11 protein-coding genes are annotated in these 17,253 nt (G+C 65.4%); 7 read left to right on the forward strand and 4 right to left on the reverse strand.

Going from position 1 to position 17,253, the window contains the following annotated elements; translation table 11 throughout:
* Positions 1-61 precede the first annotated feature (61 nt).
* Positions 62-1,891 (reverse strand): hypothetical protein, encoded by a 1,830-nt coding sequence (locus CVN68_RS20460; protein ID WP_100283824.1) that lies wholly within the window; start codon positions 1,889-1,891, stop codon positions 62-64.
* On the reverse strand, positions 1,888-3,204 hold the full coding sequence (locus CVN68_RS20465) for an MFS transporter (protein WP_233503459.1): 1,317 nt from the start codon (positions 3,202-3,204) through the stop codon (positions 1,888-1,890). Before CVN68_RS20465 ends, CVN68_RS20460 begins: the two co-directional genes overlap by 4 nt.
* Positions 3,205-3,482: 278 nt before the next feature.
* Here CVN68_RS20465 and CVN68_RS20470 point away from each other — a divergent pair, with 278 nt between their 5' ends.
* Positions 3,483-6,314, forward strand: a complete 2,832-nt coding sequence (locus CVN68_RS20470; protein ID WP_100283826.1) for a TonB-dependent receptor — start codon at positions 3,483-3,485, stop codon at positions 6,312-6,314.
* 84 nt (positions 6,315-6,398) lie between these two features.
* Here CVN68_RS20470 and CVN68_RS20475 read toward each other — a convergent pair whose 3' ends face one another.
* Positions 6,399-7,013, reverse strand: coding sequence for a TetR/AcrR family transcriptional regulator (locus tag CVN68_RS20475; RefSeq protein ID WP_100283827.1), 615 nt, complete (start codon positions 7,011-7,013; stop codon positions 6,399-6,401).
* Between the two features lie 76 nt (positions 7,014-7,089).
* Between CVN68_RS20475 and CVN68_RS20480 the strand changes: the two genes are divergently transcribed.
* From CVN68_RS20480 to CVN68_RS20495, 4 genes are all read left to right on the forward strand, one after another.
* A complete protein-coding gene (locus CVN68_RS20480) occupies positions 7,090-7,452 on the forward strand; it encodes a darcynin family protein (protein WP_100283828.1) in 363 nt (120 codons plus the stop codon).
* A gap of 293 nt (positions 7,453-7,745) precedes the next feature.
* Positions 7,746-8,768: a LacI family DNA-binding transcriptional regulator gene (locus CVN68_RS20485; RefSeq protein WP_199560151.1), complete on the forward strand. Its 1,023-nt coding sequence runs from the start codon at positions 7,746-7,748 to the stop codon at positions 8,766-8,768.
* 145 nt (positions 8,769-8,913) lie between these two features.
* Positions 8,914-11,934, forward strand: coding sequence for a TonB-dependent receptor (locus CVN68_RS20490; protein ID WP_199560152.1), 3,021 nt, complete (start codon positions 8,914-8,916; stop codon positions 11,932-11,934).
* 16 nt (positions 11,935-11,950) lie between these two features.
* A complete protein-coding gene (locus CVN68_RS20495; protein WP_100283830.1) occupies positions 11,951-13,447 on the forward strand; it encodes a tryptophan halogenase family protein in 1,497 nt (498 codons plus the stop codon).
* Here the strand turns inward: CVN68_RS20495 and CVN68_RS20500 are convergent.
* Entirely contained in the window at positions 13,444-14,415 is a 972-nt protein-coding gene (locus CVN68_RS20500; RefSeq protein ID WP_100283831.1) for a cupin-like domain-containing protein, read from the reverse strand. The two genes, CVN68_RS20495 and CVN68_RS20500, sit on opposite strands and share 4 nt — an antisense overlap.
* A 56-nt stretch (positions 14,416-14,471) precedes the next feature.
* On the opposite strand from CVN68_RS20500, the gene CVN68_RS20505 reads away from it, so the two are divergent.
* Both CVN68_RS20505 and CVN68_RS20510 read left to right on the forward strand, forming a co-directional pair.
* Positions 14,472-15,890, forward strand: coding sequence for a glycoside hydrolase family 30 protein (locus tag CVN68_RS20505; protein ID WP_100283832.1), 1,419 nt, complete (start codon positions 14,472-14,474; stop codon positions 15,888-15,890).
* Positions 15,872-17,119 (forward strand): MFS transporter, encoded by a 1,248-nt coding sequence (locus CVN68_RS20510; protein ID WP_233503460.1) that lies wholly within the window; start codon positions 15,872-15,874, stop codon positions 17,117-17,119. The genes CVN68_RS20505 and CVN68_RS20510 overlap by 19 nt, the downstream gene beginning before the upstream one ends.
* The last annotated feature ends 134 nt before the right edge of the window (positions 17,120-17,253 follow it).

Raw genomic sequence — 17,253 nt, forward strand, 5'->3', positions numbered from 1 at the left:
ATCGCTGCCCGGAAACATGCGTGGCAGTGTCAAGCCAGTGTCAACTTCCGCTTCGCTCGCCTCAGCGATCCCAGGGAAATGCCAGCGTCGGCCGATTGGCGTAGCGCCGCATCGCCAGTCGCAGCCGCGCGCCGCAGCCGGGCTCGAGCCGGATGGTGAAGTCGCGCTTGCCTACCGGCGTTTCGCGCCCGTTGAGCACCACGCTGTCGATTCGATGTTCGGAATAGGCGCCGCCCTGCACCGTGACGGTGCGCGCGTGCGTGCGGCTCAGATTCACCAGGGTGACGTCGGCCGACGCATCGCCGAGCGCATGAACCAGCGCGGCGACATCCTCGGGCACGCCGGCGCGTCGCCGGTCGGCATCGAAATAGCGCAACCGGCAATGCAGCGGCACGCCGCCTTGCGGGGGTGAGGTCGGCGACCAGGACGGGCGGGCGATGTGCAGCCCGCCGGTCATCAGCTGGACGAGGCTGGTCACGCTCGCCGGGTTGATCCCGATTGGCCAGTCGGCGAGCCGGGTGTCTGGCGTGGTCGGATCCTTCTCGCGCGCGGTGACGCGCCCGGCGACGCGGTCGAGATCGGCCTGCAATGCCTTGGCGGGATAGCCGGGATTGCGGCCTTCGAGGAAATCGAGCCATGGATGGTTGCCCGCGGCGGCGCGATCGTCGGCGCGCTGGGTGATGTACCAGATCTCGAAGCCGTTGGTGCGATACGCGCCGGGCTTCCAGCCATGCCAGCCCTGCGGCCCGTACATCGTCGGCGTCTGGTGCTTGCCGTCGACTTGCTTGCCGGCGTCGTTGATCCGCGAGGTCTGGCGGCGCCAGACCTCGATATAGGCCGGGTCGCCGGTGAGCAAAGTGCCGTTCAGGAACGCCGTGATCGATCGGGGCACCCGGTTGCGGTGCTCGCGCGCGCCGGTCTGCGGCACCACCGGCGAGAAGCCCCAGCCATAGACGCCGCCCCACCAATCGGACGCGATCCGGCCGTCGAGCCCGATTTTGCTCGGCAGGATGTCGTTGTTGACGCGGGCGCGCTCGACCCACGCGTCGAGATAATCGAGCGCCCAGCGCCGATAGCGCTCGCCGCCGCCCAGCGCATAGGCGTTCAGCCCGAGCGTCGTCGCTTGTAAATTGAGCGGGCTGTCGCAGACGACGTCGCCATATTCGGCATAATGATCGAGCGTCTGCTGATAGGTGTTCTCGCCATGCTCCATGTGGAAGCGGGCGCCCGCCTCGAACGGATCGCCGGCCCAGTCGAGCGGCGTCGCGTTGCGCAGCATCGGCCCGCGGCTGCCGTTGAGCATCGATCGGATCATGCGGCGCTGCGGATCGTAATTCTGCGCGGTCGGATCGCGGCCGGTGTAGAAATCGGCATAGCGCCGCGTGCGTTCGAGCAATTTGCGGTCGCGCGGCGTCGACATGCCGATCACGTTGAAGGTGGTGAGGCCTTCCGAATTGTGCTGCCAGTCCATCTGGACCGGGAATTCGCGCGAATACATGCCGCTCCGCGCGATCGGCACCTCGACGGTGCGCGCTGCGGTATATTGCTTGAGATGCCCCTCCCAGAAGCGCCGGGTCAGATCGAGGATCCGGTCCGGTCCGCCGAGCGCGTGGAGGATCGCCCAGTCGTTGGTCGCCTCGGCGGCATCGTCGGGGCCATCATTGGCGCCCCAGCGCGCGAACGCGCGCAGCCAGTCGCGCCGGTCGACATATTTGGCGTAGAACGCCTCGCACGCCGCGCCATTCGCCTGCAGCAGCCGGCGCTGGAGCAAAGCCCAGTCGGGCGCCGCCATCGGCGTGCGCGCCACCAACTCTGCGGGCGCCGCACGCGCGGTGGCGGGGACCGCGGCTGCTGCAGCGCCGGCAAGGAGATGGCGGCGGCTCAGCTTCATTCGGGCAGCTCCATCCGCCGGATCGGGCCGGCGATGACGAGGAAAGCGAAGATCGTCAGCAGGCAGTGCGCGCCGACGAAGATCAATGCGAGGTCGAACGAGCCCGTCGCCGCAACGATGTAGCCGACGACGATCGGCGTGACGATCCCCGCGATGTTGCCGAACATGTTGAACACCCCGCCCGAAAGCCCGGCGAGGCGGCGCGGCGCGACGTCGGCCATGATCGCCCAGCCGAGCGAAGCGATACCCTTGCCGAAAAATGCGACCGACATCAGCGCGACCACCAGCCATTCGCTCGGCGCCCAGACGCAGGCGATGATCATCGAGGCGAGCAGCATGCCGACCACCAAGGGCGTCTTGCGCGCCCAGTCGAGCGAACCGGTGCGTTTGAGGATGCGATCGGAGATGAAGCCGCCGGCGAGCCCTCCGGCGAAGCCGAACAATGCCGGCGCGGCGGCGGCGAAGCCGGCCTCGAGCACGTTCAGGCCACGCTCCTTGATCAAATAGATCGGGAACCACGTCACGAAGAAATAGGTCAGCACGTTGATGCAATATTGGCCGAGATAGATGCCGAGCATCATCCGGTTCGCAATCAGGTGCCGGACGTTGCGCCACGCGAAGGCCGGCGCCTTGCTCGCGGCGGAATCCTCCATGCCGACCAGCCCGCCGCCGGCCTCGATATGCGCGAGTTCCGCTGCATTGATGCGGGGATGGTTCGCCGGGCTGTGGATGAAGCGGACAAACGCCAGGGTCGCCAGCACACCAAGGACACCCATCGTCCAGAAGATCGAACGCCAGCCATAATTGTGCGCCAGCCACCCCATCAGCGGCGCGAAGGCGACCAGCGAGAAATATTGCGCCGAGTTGAAGATCGCCGACGCGGTGCCGCGCTCGGCGGCGGGGAACCACGCCGCAACGAGGCGGGCGTTGCCGGGGAAAGATGGTGCCTCGGCCAGACCGACGAGGAAGCGCAGCGCGAAGAGCATCGCGACGACGGGGATGCCGATGATCCAGCCGGCAAAGCCCTGGGTGGCGGTGAACAGCGACCAGAGCAGGATCGCGGCGGCATAGACGCGCTTGGTGCCGAAGCGATCGAGCAGCACGCCACCGGGGATCTGCGCCAGCACATAGGCCCAGGCGAAAGCGGAAAGGATGAAGCCGGTCTGCACGGGAGTGAGGGCGAGTTCGCGCGCCGCTGCGCTGCCCGCGATCGAGAAAGTCGCGCGGTCGGCATAATTGACCGAGGTGATCAGGAAGATCAGCGCGATGATCGCGTAACGCACGCGGGTCGGCCTGGCGTGCAGGTCGGTCAAATCGTCTCTCCTTGCCTCGCGCCGCCTGCATGGTCGGTCTGATCGAGGCATCACCCCTAACCGGGACACCCGAAGCGGTCCAAGCCAAAAGGGGGGATGATCCAGCCAGACTCTGGCTCAATGACCCCACACGCGCGCGAGAGCTGCGCAGATCAGTGCAAGGCATGCATCGATCCATGTCGGATTGAGGTTGGCGTTTGCCGCGACGGCGGGGCTAACGACAGGCTGTAGAGCCGGCTCGCGACGAAGCCGGGCGCCCATGGGGAGTCTGAAGGCACATGTCCCGTATTCGAATCCTGAAGACCGTCTTCGCCGTCTCGAGCGCGGCCGCCGCGCTCGCCACGTCCTCCGCCTGGGCGCAGGCCCAGCCCGAAACGCCCGTGCTCCAGAGCGAGCCGGAGGATACCGTCGAGCAAGATACCGTCGGGCAGGACATCGTCGTCCAGGGCTTCCGCGCCAGCCTGACCAGCGCGATCAACATCAAGCGCAACCAGACTGCGACGGTCGACGTGATCAAGGCCGAGGACATCGCCGAGTTTCCCGACCTCAATCTGGCGGAATCGCTTCAGCGCATTCCCGGCGTGGCGATCAGCCGGGTCAACGGCGAGGGCCGCAACATCTCGGTTCGCGGCCTGGGGCCGGAATATAGCCGGGTGCGGATCAACGGCATGGAAGCGATCGGCACCACCGGCGGCACCGACAATTCGGGCGGCGTCAATCGCGGCCGCGGCTTCGATTTCAACATCTTCTCGTCGGACCTGTTCAACAGCCTCGCGGTGCGCAAGACCGCGACCGCCGATGTCGAGGAAGGTTCGCTCGGCGGCACCGTCGACCTGCAGAGCGCGAAGCCGTTCGACTATAAGAAGAACACCGCAGTGATCGCGGCGGCGGCGAGCTACAACGATCTGGCGCGCAAGACCAAGCCGCGCGTCTCGGGCCTCGTCACCGCCACCACCGACGACGGCAAATTCGGCGTGCTGCTCTCGGTCGCCTATGAGGAGCGCCGCCTGACCGAGGAAGGCGCCAACATCACGCGCTGGACCTATGGCGGCTTCAACGGCGGCTTCAATCCGGCCTCGACGATCCAGGGCAAGACGATCGGGCAGATCAACTACGGCTTGCTGCCGGGCGAGACCGACGTAGCGACCAAAGGGCTGTTCCACCCCCGCATCCCCGGACTGGTGAGCTACGATATCGAGCAGAAGCGGCTGGGCGCGGCGCTGTCGCTCCAGTTCCAGCCGACCGACAAGACCCTGCTCTCGATCGACGGCCTCTATTCGCGCCTCGACGGCACGCGCACCGAAGCGCAGTTCCAGGCGATCGGCTTCAGCCGTTCGGGCAGCGGCAAGCCGCAGACGATCATCCGCTCGGGCACCGTCGATGCCGACAACAACATCGTCAGCGGCACCTTCGACGCCGTCGATCTGCGTACCCAGTCGCGCTACGACGAGCTCAAGACCGATTTCTATCAGCTCACCGCCACGCTCGATCAGAAGATCGGCGAGAACTTCAAGGTCGGCGGCGTCGTCGGCTATTCGCGCTCGGAGTTCCGCAATCCGGTCCAGACCACGGTCACGATGGACGCGGCGAACACCAACGGCTTCTTCTACGACTTCTCGACCCGCTTCCCGACGATCCGGCCGGGAGTGGACGTGACCAACCCGGCGACCTTCGCGTTCACCAACGGCACGTCCGAGGTCCGCATCCGCCCGCAGACCGTCGACAACAGCTTCACCAACGCCAAGGGCTTCGTCGAATGGACGGTCAGCCCGATCGTCAAGCTCAAGGCGGGGGCGGACTGGCGCAAGTTCGAATATGCTTCCACCGAGCGCCGCCGCCTCCAGGGCGAGACCGTGGTGACCACACTCACCGGCGCGCAGCTCGCCCCGTTGACGATGCTCTATTCGGGCTTCGGCCGCGGGCTCGACGTGCCCGAAGGAACACCGACGGCGTGGGTCGTCCCCAATCTCGCGGCCTTCCAGAACGCGCTCAACACCGCCGGCAATCCGCTCTACGCCACCGGCGGAGTCCAGAACGCGACGGCGCGCGGCTCGTTCGTCACCGTGCAGGAGAAGGACCTCGGCTTCTGGGGGATGAGCGAGTTCAACCTCGCCGAGGCCGGCCTGCCGGTGCGCGGCGATGTTGGTGTGCGCTACGTCAAGACCGACCAGTTCTCGACCGGCTATGCCGGGCAGGGCGCCACCGTCGACCTGGTCGGCGCGGACCGCAGCTATGATCGCTGGCTACCCTCGGCCAACCTCGTCCTCGACGTGACGCCGAATTTGCTCGTCCGCGTGGCCGCAGCCAAGACGATCGCCCGCGCGGGGATCGGCTCGCTCACCCCGGGCGGCAACCTCAACGTCTCGGGCGGCAATCGCACCTTCAGCTCGGGCAATCCGGACCTGTTGCCGACCGAATCGACCAATCTCGACGCCTCGATCGAATGGTATCCGGCGCCGGGCGCGCTCTACGCGGTTTCGGTGTTCCAGAAGGATATCGGCACCTTCGTCCAGACGCTCAGCACCACCGTTCCCTATAGCAGCCTCGGCCTGCCGGACTCGCTGCTGGCGGGAACGACGGCGAGCCCATCGGACGCGTTCATCGTCAGCCAGCCGGTCAATTCGAACGGCGGCCTGCTCCGCGGCTTCGAAGTCAACGTCCAGCAGCCCTTCACCTTCCTGCCGGGCTTCCTCTCCAATTTCGGCATCCTGGCGAACTACACCTATGTGAGCTCGGACATCGAATATCTGCTCGCGGCCAACGGCTCGGCGACGGTCGAGGCGCCGCTTCTCGGGCTCTCCAAAAACGCCGCCAACGCGACACTCTATTTCGAGACGAAGAAGTTCTCGATCCGCGGCTCGGTGGCGTATCGCTCCAAATATCTCACGGCTGTGCCCGGCACCGAGGGCAATGCCTATAACGGCACCAACGCGACGACCAATTTCGATGCGCAGATCTCGTACAACGTCACCGACAGTCTCAAGCTCAGCCTCGAGATGATCAACCTGACCGACGAGAAGAACGATCAGTTCGTCGACGAGACCAACAGGCTCAACGTGCTGACCCATAGCGGGCGGCAATTCGTGCTCGGTGCACGCATGGCATTCTGACAGCCTCCGTCGAATGCCCGCTCAGGGCCAGCCGCCATGCGGCTGGCCCCTTTTTCGCCCTGGGATCTTTACGATAACGCGACGTTACAGGTCACTATCCAGATATCCATGGACCGCCCTGGATACGCGATTGCCAAGATTTTCCTGGTCCAGCTCGCCGCGTTCCCCGCCGGCATCGACCATCCCCTTGATGATTGCCAGCACGTCCTGTGCGGCCACATCCGGATCGAGCTGGTGGCGGATATCAGAACGGCTCAGCACATCGAGCAGGATCGTCCGAAGCCGTTGTGTAACATTCTGGGTAGCCGCATCGAACGGCAATCGCGCTTCTTCCAGGTCCAGTAACCGGGCGAGCCCGGGACGTCGAAGCTGATGCTTCACTGCCGACGAGATCAATCTGGATAAAACAGCCCTCCCGGTCGGTGCCGCGAGGGACGTTTCCCAATCTGCGATCAGGAGCGAGGTTTCCCGGACGATCAAGGCCCCTATCAGCGCATCCTTGCCGGGGAAATATTGGTAGAGCGAACCTATGCTGACGCCGGCACGTTCCGCCACGGCATTCGTGGTGAACCCGCCGAGTCCGCCTTTTTCCAGAATGCGAGCAGCAGCCTCGACAATCACGCGCACCGTCTCGGCGGAGCGCGCCTGCCGGGGTGCTTTCCTGAGGGGCGGGCGCTGCTGGACGGGTGTTTGCGGCATAAGACGAACGCGAGTAGCCAATTGTGAGGATCTGCTCGCATCCTAGGCGCGTCAACCAACGACGCAAGGATGAAAAATGACCTCACAGCGCACCCCGTTCGAACCGGCCCTGACGGTATTCATGATGGTGAAAACCTCCCCCGAATGGCTGGGCTTCACCGTGGATCGCCGTTTCGAACTTCTGGGCGAACACTTTACCCCTATTCTGAAAAAACACGCCGCGAACGTCACCCTCCGCTTCTTCGATGTCGAGTTCTATTCGACCCGCGTTACGGACATCTGGATGTGGGATGCAAAGGACCACCATTCATACGAATTGCTGGTGGAGGACCTGCGTGAAACCGCGTTCTGGGACCGCTATTTCGACGTGGTGGAAATCTTGGCCGGTGTGGAAAATGCCTATGCCAAAAACTACGACAGACCTCTCGTCACCGCTTGACGACATAGCGGGGTGGGCCTTGTGCCCGCCCGCTTTGCCTCGGGAAAGACCGTTATCGGATGTGCGGGATCGACCGGGACAGCTTGTAGCGGGTCGAAGGCGGTTGCGGCCGCCGGGTTTTTCAAAGACGCGATTTTTTGCGCCCGGATCGCGACCGTCGGCATGCGTGCTCCGACCGGCTCGCTTGACAGTGCCACGCTTGCCCCGCCAAGCCGCAGCAAATGGGGTCACATTCCAAAACCGGGCGTGGCGAGGGGAGGCCTCCCGACCCCGCGAACGCGGCGCAGCCCACGATGGACGACGTCGCGGCGCTCGCCGGCGTCGCGCGCGCCACGGTTTCGCGCGTGCTCAGCAATCACGCCAATGTGCGCGGGGCGGTGCGCGAACGCGTCATGCAGGCGGTTGCCGCGCTCGACTATCGCGTCAATCCGCAGGCGCGGGGCCTCGCCAGCAAGGTCAGCAAGGCGCTGGTGCTGGTCCATTGCACCAATCCGGACGCCGAACCCAATTCCTATTATGATTCGGCGCTCGAACTCGGCGCGCTGCGGGCTGCCGCCGCGGCGGGATTCGAGTTGTCGACGTTGAGCCTGTTCACCGATGATCCGCGCCGTTCGGACAAATTGATCGAATTGCTCGCCTCCGGACGCTGCGCCGGCGCGATCCTCACGCCGCCGATGTCCGACGATGTCGCGCTGGCGAAGCGGCTGATCGAGCTCGGCCTGCCTGCGGTCTGCGTCGCGCCGGGGGACGAGGTGCGCGGGCTGCTGGCCGGTGTTGGGCTCGACGAAGAGGCCGCCGGACACGAGATGGGGGCCTATATGCTGGCGCTCGGGCATCGCCGGCTAGGCTATGTGCTCGGCATCGAGGGACACCGTTCCGCCGAGCTGCGTCACGCCGGCTTCGCGCGCGCCGTGCGCGAGGCGGGGATGTCCGAAGACGCCGTCTCCACCGTGCGCGGCGATTTCACTTTCCGCGCCGGCGTGATCTGCACCCAGCAATTGCTCGATGCCGGCGCGGGGATCAGCGCCATCGTCTGCGCCAATGACGATATGGCGGTGGGTGCTCTGTTCGCGGCGCACCGCATGCGGCTGGCGGTTCCGGCAGAGCTGTCGATCGTCGGCTTCGACGACGCCCCGATCTCTGCCCACACCTGGCCGCCATTGACCACCGTCCATCAGCCGGTTCGCGCGATCGCTGGCCGTGCCGTGGAGCTTCTGGTCGAGACCGTGGGGCGCGGCTCGGCGCTCGCCCCGACGTTCGAAGCAGTCGAGCACCGGCTGGTCATCCGCGATTCGGCCTCCGCGCCGCACGTCTAGGCGATCAAATTCAGGGCGGCATTGACGCGAACGCCGATCTGACGGTAGTAAATTGGAAGCGCTTCCAATTTGGCAACGTTGTCAGGCGGGAGGGCGAAAAACGAAGCAGGGCGATCGATCGTCCGCACTCAGGGGAGAGAGCAGGATGGGCCACACCGCCGGCACGCGTCGATTGAATCCGACATTGTGGAAACTCGGCCTGACGGCGTCGTCGCTCGCGCTGATCGCGGCGCTCCCGTCGGTCGCGCTGGCGCAGGAAGCCGCCGCGCCCGACGATCAGGTCCAGTCGGAAGACGAGATCGTCGTCACCGGCCTTCGCGCCGGTCTTGAAAGCTCGATCAGGACCAAGCGCGACGAGACCTCGATCGTCGAGGCGATTTCCGCCGAGGATATCGGCAAGCTGCCGGACGTCTCGATCGCCGAATCGATCGCGCGCCTGCCGGGCCTCGCGGCGCAGCGGGTCAACGGTCGCGCGCAGGTGATCTCGATCCGCGGTCTCGCTCCCGATTTCACCACCACCTTGCTCAACGGCCGCCAGCAGGCGAGCTCGGGCGACAACCGCGCAGTCGAGTTCGATCAATATCCGTCCGAGCTGCTGTCGAGCGTGGTCATCTACAAGACACCCGATGCCGAAATCGCGGGAATGGGTCTGTCGGGCACTGCGGATCTGCGCACGGTGCGGCCGCTCAATTTCGGCAAGCGTGCGATTGCGGTCAACATCCGCGGCGAGAAGATCGAGGGCGACCGGCTGAACAGCGACGTTCGCAACTGGGGCGGCCGGGCGAGTATCAGCTATATCGATCAGTTCGCCAACGGCACGCTGGGGATTGCGATCGGCTATGCGCATCTCGATTCGCCGTCGCAGAACAAGCATTACAAAGCCTATGGCTATGAGGCCTTTGGCGGTGTGTGCGAGCCCGTCCCGGTGACCAATGAATGCGGCACCGATACGGTTCAGCCTGACGCCGCGGACACGGCGCTGCTCCTGAACGGGCAGGAGGTGTTCGCGACGTCGCGCCTCAATCGTCGCGACGCCGTAATGGGTATCCTCGAATGGCAGCCGAGCGACCGGGCGCATTCGACCCTCGACGTCTATTATTCCAAATTCCACCAGGAAGAGACGACGCGCGGCGCGCAATGGTTCTCGAACGGCTGGGCGGACGGCGCCTTCTTCCGCGACGTCGTCGCCGAGGATCGCGGCGGCACGCCGTTCGGAGTGAGCGGGACGGCCAATCGCGTCGTTCCGATCATCCGCAACGACCACAATACGCGTGACGACGAGTTGTTCTCGATCGGCCTCAACAACGAGTTCAAGCTCGACGATCGCACCAATTTCGCTGCCGACCTGTCTTACTCGAAGAACCACCGCAAGGAGCAGATCCTCGAAACCTATGCGGGCTATGGCCGCGGTACCGGTTTCGTGAACGGCGCGACGCCGGATGCCGGGAGGACCTTCGACACTATCGGTTTCGATTTGCCGGACGACGGCTATCCGACTTATTCGGAAGGGCTGAACTATGCCGACGCGGCGCAGGTGTCGCTCGGCGATCGCGCGCCCTGGGGCGGCTGGGCCCATGACGGCGCGATCCGCTTTCCCGATGTCGAAGAGAGCATCTATGCGATCGACCTCAAGCTCGATCACGAGTTCGACGGCGTGCTAAACAAACTGACCGCGGGCATCAACTTCACCCAGCGCCAGAAGAACAAGACCGTCGACGACAACGATCTGTTCCTCAAGAACGGACGCCAGCAGGTCCTCGTCGACTCGCAATATCTCGTGAAGCCGACATCGCTCGGTTATACCGGTTTCGGCAACGTGCTGAGCGTCGATATCGAGCGGGCGCTCGACGCCTATTACGACTGGGCGCCGATCCGCGACGCCAATTATTTCGACAAGACCTGGGAGATCGAGGAAGATCTGCTCACCGGTTTCGTCAAGGCCGATTTCAAGCTGGGGCCGATCCGCGGCAATGTCGGCGTGCAGATCGTCCAGCAGCGCCAGCAATCGACCGGCATGATGATCAACGCCACCAGCAGCGGGCCGATCGTCCCGACCACGCGCACGCTGGGTGCGGAATATACCGACATACTGCCTAGCGCGAACCTGATCTGGGATCTCGGTGGCGGTCACCGCCTCCGCGCCGCGGCGTCCAAGACCATGGCACGCCCGCGCATGGACCAAATGCGGGCCAACGTGACGCCGGGGTTCGATCCGCTGCAATGCAGTCAGGGCGGGGGATGCGCGCCCGGCGCGACCGTCAATCCCTGGTCGGCCTCTGGCGGCAATCCCAACCTCAAGCCCTGGCGGGCGACCGCGTTCGACGCCGCCTATGAATGGTATGTCGACCGCACGACCTATTTTTCGGTCGCGGGCTTCTACAAGGACCTCGACACCTACATCTACCAGCAATCGACCGTCTTCGATTTCACCGGCATTCCGATCCCTGCGGCAGGGCAGTTAAACTACGCCAATCAGGTGATCAGCCCGCTCGGCCAATTGACCTTGCCGGCGAACGGCAATGGCGGAACGGTCAAGGGCGTCGAGATCAGCGGCGCGCTCGATTTCGGAACGCTGATCAAGCCGCTCGAAGGGCTGGGCGTGATCGCCAGCCTGTCGCTCACCGAGTCCGACCTGAACCCGACGACCGAGGACGAGGAGGTCCGCATCCCCGGCCTGTCGGGGACGATCTACAACATCACCGGCTATTACGAGCGCGGCGGCTTCCAGGCGCGCGCCAGCTATCGCTACCGTTCGGCTTTCAAGGGCGAGGTGGTGCAGCTGTTCGCCAACCGCGGACAGACCGAGATTCTCGCAGATCGGCAGATCGACGCGCAGATCGGCTACACCTTCGAAAGCGGAGCGCTGGAGGGCTTCGGCGTGCTGCTCCAGGTCAACAATTTCCGACTCGCCGTATCGCACCCGGCTGGGCCTCGATGGCGGCGGCACCCACACCGCCGACGGTTCGAGCCTGCTCGAGACATACGAGAAATACGGCCGGTCGTTCCTGCTCGGCTTCAACTACCGGTTCTGAACCCTCCTCGGAACGTCTCCGAGAGCTTTGGGGAGACGCCGGCAGGTCCGCGCCTCCCCGTTTTTCCCAGGAGGGGCGTAGACGGCCGGGCCTTGCCAAGCATGCCGGCGAGTTGCGACACCATCGCAGGATAAGGGGAGAGGAAGCGCGATGGAGCAGATCAGGCAGATCTTGATCGTCGGCGGTGGATCGGCCGGCTGGATGACGGCCGCTTTGCTCGCCCGATTGTTTCAGGGCCTCTACCAGATCACGCTGATCGAATCCGAGGAGATCGGTACGATCGGCGTCGGCGAGGCGACGATCCCGGCGATCAAGAAATATAACGAGCTGCTCGGGCTGGACGAGAACGACTTCCTTCGCCGCACCCAGGGAACGTTCAAGCTCGGCATCCAGTTCGTCGACTGGCTGCGCTGCGGATCGAGCTACATCCACGGCTTCGGGGTGATCGGACAGGATCTCGGCTGGCTGCGTTGCCACCAATATTGGCTCAAGATGCATGGGCTCGGTCGCGCCTCGGACTTCGCCAATTATTCGATCAACACCGCCGCCGCGCTCGCCGACAAGTTCCGCCGCGCCGATCCCAAGATGGCGGAATCGCCGATCGGGCATATCGCCAACGCCTTCCATTTCGACGCCAGCCTCTATGCCAAATTCCTGCGCGGCTTTGCCGAGGAGCGCGGCGTGGTGCGCCGCGAGGGCAAGGTCACCGATGTCGCGCTCGACCCCGAAAACGGCTTCGTCCGCTCCGTGACGATGGCCGACGGTGCGGTGATCGAAGCCGATCTGTTCATCGACTGCTCGGGTTTTCGCGGGCTGATCATCGAGCAGGCGATGCAGACCGGCTATGAGGAATGGACGCAGTGGCTGCCCTGCGACCGCGCGATCGCAGTGCCGTGCGCGCGCAGCGACGCGTTCACCCCCTATACCCGGGCCACTGCGCGCAGCGCCGGCTGGCAATGGCGGATCCCGCTCCAGCATCGCACCGGCAACGGCCATGTCTATTCGAGCCGATATGTGGATGATGCCGAGGCCGAGGCGATGCTGCTCGCCAATCTGGACGGGGCGCAATTGGCCGAGCCCAATCGCATCCGCTTCGTCACCGGCAAGCGCCGCAAGACGTGGAACCGCAACTGCGTCGCGATCGGGCTGGCCGCGGGCTTTCTCGAGCCGCTCGAATCGACCAGCCTTCACCTCATCCAGTCGGCGGTCATCCGGATGGTGCGGCTGCTGCCCGACGCGCGCTTCGATCCCGCGACGATCGCCGAGTTCAACCGCCAGACCGATTTCGAATATGAGCGCGTCCGCGACTTCATCATCCTCCACTACAAGGCCACGGAGCGCGACGACACGCCCTTCTGGCGATATTGCCGCGACATGGAGGTGCCCGACACGCTCCGGCACAAGATCGATCTGTTCGCCGCCAATGGCCGCATCTTCCGCGAGGACGAGGAATTGTTCGCCGAAGAAAGCTGGATCCAGGTCCTTCTCGGCCAAGGCGTGATCCCGCGCGGCTATGATCCGCTGGTCGACATCAAGAGCGAGCCGCAGATCGAGCAGTATCTCGGCAACGTGGAACGCGTGATCCGCAAATGCGTCGAGGTGATGCCGACGCATGACGATTATGTCGCGAATACGTGTCCGGCCTAGGCCTGCAGCCGGGCGAGCAATGCACGGCGCATCTGCGCGATATCGCGCGGCGACGTCGCTCCAAGGATTCCGCGCGCTCCTTCGGCAAGATGCGCGCCGGGGTCGCCTTTGGTCAGGAAGACATAATGGTCGAACATCGCCCGCCAGGCCCTGCGCTGATCGGGCGGCAGGGGACGAAGGCTCATCATCCCGGCCATCATCGCATCGAGCGGCGAACCGATATCGGCGCGCGCCGGATCCCACCAATAATTCACCAGCACGTTGAACGCGTCGAGCGCCTCGACATGATGATACCATTGATAGGGGATGTAGAGCGCGTCGCCGGGTTCGAGTTCGGCGACCAGCGCCGCCGCGAGCGCCTCGGCGAAGCGGGGGTAACGGGCGAGATCGGGCGCAGTGACATGGACCATGCTCACTTGCACTCCCGCGGGCGTGGGATCGAACGGACCCATATAGAGATTGCCGACCTGCTCGGGCGGAAACAGCGTGAAGCGCCGTCGCCCCGCCGCGACGCACGCGATGTTTTCCGAAGGATCGTGATGCGTCGCCACCTTGGCAGCGTTGCCGATCCACAGCCGCGGCCCGATCGCCGGGGGCAGGAGCGGCATCGGGTTGCGCTCGGCGAAGCCCGGCAGGTGCGTGGCGGCGGGCAAGCCCTGCAGCGCGAGCGCCTCGGCTTGGCCCGCGGCGAGCAGATCGAGAAAGCCGGCAAGCGTCGCCTCGCCGCGTTCGAAGTTCCGCCCGGTCGCGCCGTCGGCATAATGCAATCGGCCTCCGACCTCGGGCGGTGCGCGCATGAACTGCACCGGCTTCGCGGTCGCCAGTCCGCGCAACCAGCCGGACGGGTCGTCGGTGCGAACGATCGGCCAGTCGGCGACCACGCCCTTCAGCACCACCGGCTCGGCCGCGGCGCGTATCTCGTGGAAGATCGCCGGGGAAACATGGTGCCGGGCCGGGATCGGATGCATCGAGGGAGCTTATCAGTGGCGCATGGCGACGAGCAACCGCGGCTGGAGACGATGGCATGAGAACGCTCCCCTTGTTGCTGGCATTGGGCATCGCCGCCTGTGTGCCGATGGACCGGCCCGGCGCGGCTCCCGCGACGGTCGAGGTCTGGCTGACCACGCCCGACAAGACGGCCTTGCTCTCGCCGCAAGCCTCGCTCCCGCTCGAGACCGGCGCGCCGCCTCCGGAGGCCCTCATGGTGGATCCGGCGCGGCGCTATCAGCGCATGGTCGGCTTCGGGGCCTCGATCACCGACGCTTCGGCGTGGCTGATCCAGCGGATGACCGAGGATCAGCGCAAGGCGCTGCTGGCGGAGCTGTTCGGACCCGCGCCGGGCCTCAATTTCTCTTTCACCCGGCTGACCATCGGCGCCTCCGACTTCTCGCGCAGCCATTACAGCTATGACGATATGCCGAAGGGGCAGGCCGATCCGGCGCTCGCGCATTTCTCGATCGCGCCGGCACGCGAAGACGTGCTGCCCGTTGCCAAGGCCGCGCGGGCGATCAATCCAGGGCTGGCAGTTATGGTATCGCCGTGGAGCGCACCGGGCTGGATGAAGACGAGGGACTCGCTGATCAAGGGCAGCTTGCGCGCGTCGGCCTATGCGCCCTTCGCCAGCTATCTGCGCCGCACGGTCCAAGACTTCTCCGCCGAAATCGGCCCGATCGACTATCTCAGCATCCAGAACGAACCGGATTTTGAGCCGGACAATTATCCGGGCATGCGGTTGAGCGCCGCACAGCGCGCGCGGATCATCGGCGATCATCTCGGTCCCGAATTCGCGCGTGCGGGGTTGAAGACGCGCATCCTCGATTGGGATCACAATTGGGATCAACCTGCGCAGCCGCTCGGCGTGCTCGCCGATGCCAAAGCGGCGCGTCACGTCGCAGGGGTGGCGTGGCATTGCTACAATGGCGAGGTCGGCGCGCAGACTATCGTGCGCGACAAATATCCCGACAAGGACGTGTTCTTCACCGAATGCTCGGGCGGCGAATGGTCGAAGGCGTGGCCCGACAGCTGGGCGTGGACGATGCGCAACCTCGTGATCGGCAGCACCCGCAACTGGGCACGGGGCGTGCTGATGTGGAACCTCGCGCTCGACGAGAATTTCGGGCCGCATCTCGGCGGCTGCGGCAATTGCCGCGGCGTGGTGACGATCGACAGCCGGACCGGCGCAGTCACGCGCAACCCCGAATATTATGCGCTCGGCCATGCCAGCCGCTTCGTACCGGTCGGCGCATCCCGGATTGCGTCTGACAGCCGGTCGGGCGGCGTCGAAACGGTCGCCTTCGCCAATCCGGACGGCGCGCGCGTGCTGCTCGCCTTCAACGCGGGCAAGGAGACGGCGGCCTTCGCGGTGGCGAGCGGCGGGCGGCATTTCGCGTATCAGCTGGCGCCGAACGCCGCGGTCACCTTCCGTTGGCGAGACCGGCGCTGAGCGGCACGCCTCGCAGCACCGGCGTCGCATTCGCCTCGGTCACGGCCTTGTTCTTCGCCTGGGGGTTCATCTGCGCGAACAACGACCCGCTCATCGCAGCGCTGCGGCGGATCTTCGCCGTCTCCTATACCGAGGCTCTGCTCACCCACATCGTCTTCTTCGCGGCGTTCGGCACGATGGGGCTGCCGGCGGCGGCGCTGCTGGGCCGGATGGGTACGATCGCTACGATGATGAGCGCACTCGCTGCGATGATCGCCGGTAGCTTGATCGTGCAGGCGACGGCGTGGGTGCCGTGGTTTCCGCTGCTGCTCGCCGGATTGTTCGTCCTCGCCTCGGGGATCGTCACGCTGCAGGTCGTCGCCAATCCGCTCGCCGCGACCCTGGGCCCGCCCGAACGCAGCCATTTTCGCCTGACGCTGGCGCAGTCGTTCAATTCGCTCGGTGTGGTTGCCGGCGTGCAGTTCGGCGCGGCACTCGTCCTCGGCGATGCGGTCTTCGCGGGGACCGGGCCGCTGCTTTCGGAGGCGGCGCGTGGGGCAGGGCTGGCGGCGGTCCAGCGCGCCTTCCTGACGATCGCGGCGCTGATAGTGCTGTTGACGGCGTTGCTGTGGATCGTGCGAAGCCCGATCGAACAGGCGGCGCCCCGCGCCACCGGCACATCCGGCATCGCGGACGCTTTTCGCTCGCGCTGGGCGGTGTTCGGCGCAGTCACGATCGCGCTTTATGTCGGGGCCGAGGTGGCGATCGGCAGCATGATGATCGGCTTCCTCGCCGATCCGCACATTCTGGGCCTGTCAATGGTCGAGGCAGGGACGTGGCTCGCGACCTTTTATTGGGGCGGCGCGCTGATCGGCCGCTTCCTCGGCAGCTGGATGCTGACCCGGGTCGCCGCCGCCAATTTGCTGCGCGTTGCCGCAGCGACGGCGGTGCTGCTTTGCGCCGCGGCGACGTTTGCCCCCGGACCCGTCGCCGCCGGCTGTGCGCTTGCGATCGGGCTGTGCAATGCGATCATGTTCCCGACGATATTCTCGCTGACCCTCGAACGCTCGACCGCCTCGGCGGCGGCGACTTCGGGCCTGCTCTGCGTCGCGATCTCAGGCGGCGCCATGGTCCCTTTGTTGGTGGGGCAGGTCGCCGATCGTGCCGGTATCGGCTGGATATTCGTCGTACCGCTCGCCGCCTATCTGGCCATCGCGGCGTTCGCGACCCGGGCAAAGGCCGGGACTTGACCGCTTGACGGGTCGGACGTTTTTGTAGGCGAGGGGCACCCGGTAAATTGCTTGTTTGTAAGGATAAAATGTCGGGGTAAGTTGATCCGGGGGTGACGTTGCGCCCGCGACGCGGCGCCTCGATCATGCGCGAC

Source organism: Sphingomonas psychrotolerans, assembly GCF_002796605.1.
GTDB lineage: Bacteria > Pseudomonadota > Alphaproteobacteria > Sphingomonadales > Sphingomonadaceae > Sphingomonas > Sphingomonas psychrotolerans.

Coding starts and splice junctions, on each gene's coding strand:
- CVN68_RS20470 (WP_100283826.1), top strand. CDS start 3,483: ATGTCCCGTATTCGAATCCTGAAGACCGTCTTCGCCGTCTCGAGCGCG.
- CVN68_RS20485 (WP_199560151.1), top strand. CDS start 7,746: ATGGACGACGTCGCGGCGCTCGCCGGCGTCGCGCGCGCCACGGTTTCG.
- CVN68_RS20490 (WP_199560152.1), top strand. CDS start 8,914: ATGGGCCACACCGCCGGCACGCGTCGATTGAATCCGACATTGTGGAAA.
- CVN68_RS20480 (WP_100283828.1), top strand. CDS start 7,090: ATGACCTCACAGCGCACCCCGTTCGAACCGGCCCTGACGGTATTCATG.
- CVN68_RS20495 (WP_100283830.1), top strand. CDS start 11,951: ATGGAGCAGATCAGGCAGATCTTGATCGTCGGCGGTGGATCGGCCGGC.
- CVN68_RS20475 (WP_100283827.1), bottom strand. CDS start 7,013: ATGCCGCAAACACCCGTCCAGCAGCGCCCGCCCCTCAGGAAAGCACCC.
- CVN68_RS20505 (WP_100283832.1), top strand. CDS start 14,472: ATGAGAACGCTCCCCTTGTTGCTGGCATTGGGCATCGCCGCCTGTGTG.
- CVN68_RS20500 (WP_100283831.1), bottom strand. CDS start 14,415: ATGCATCCGATCCCGGCCCGGCACCATGTTTCCCCGGCGATCTTCCAC.
- CVN68_RS20460 (WP_100283824.1), bottom strand. CDS start 1,891: ATGAAGCTGAGCCGCCGCCATCTCCTTGCCGGCGCTGCAGCAGCCGCG.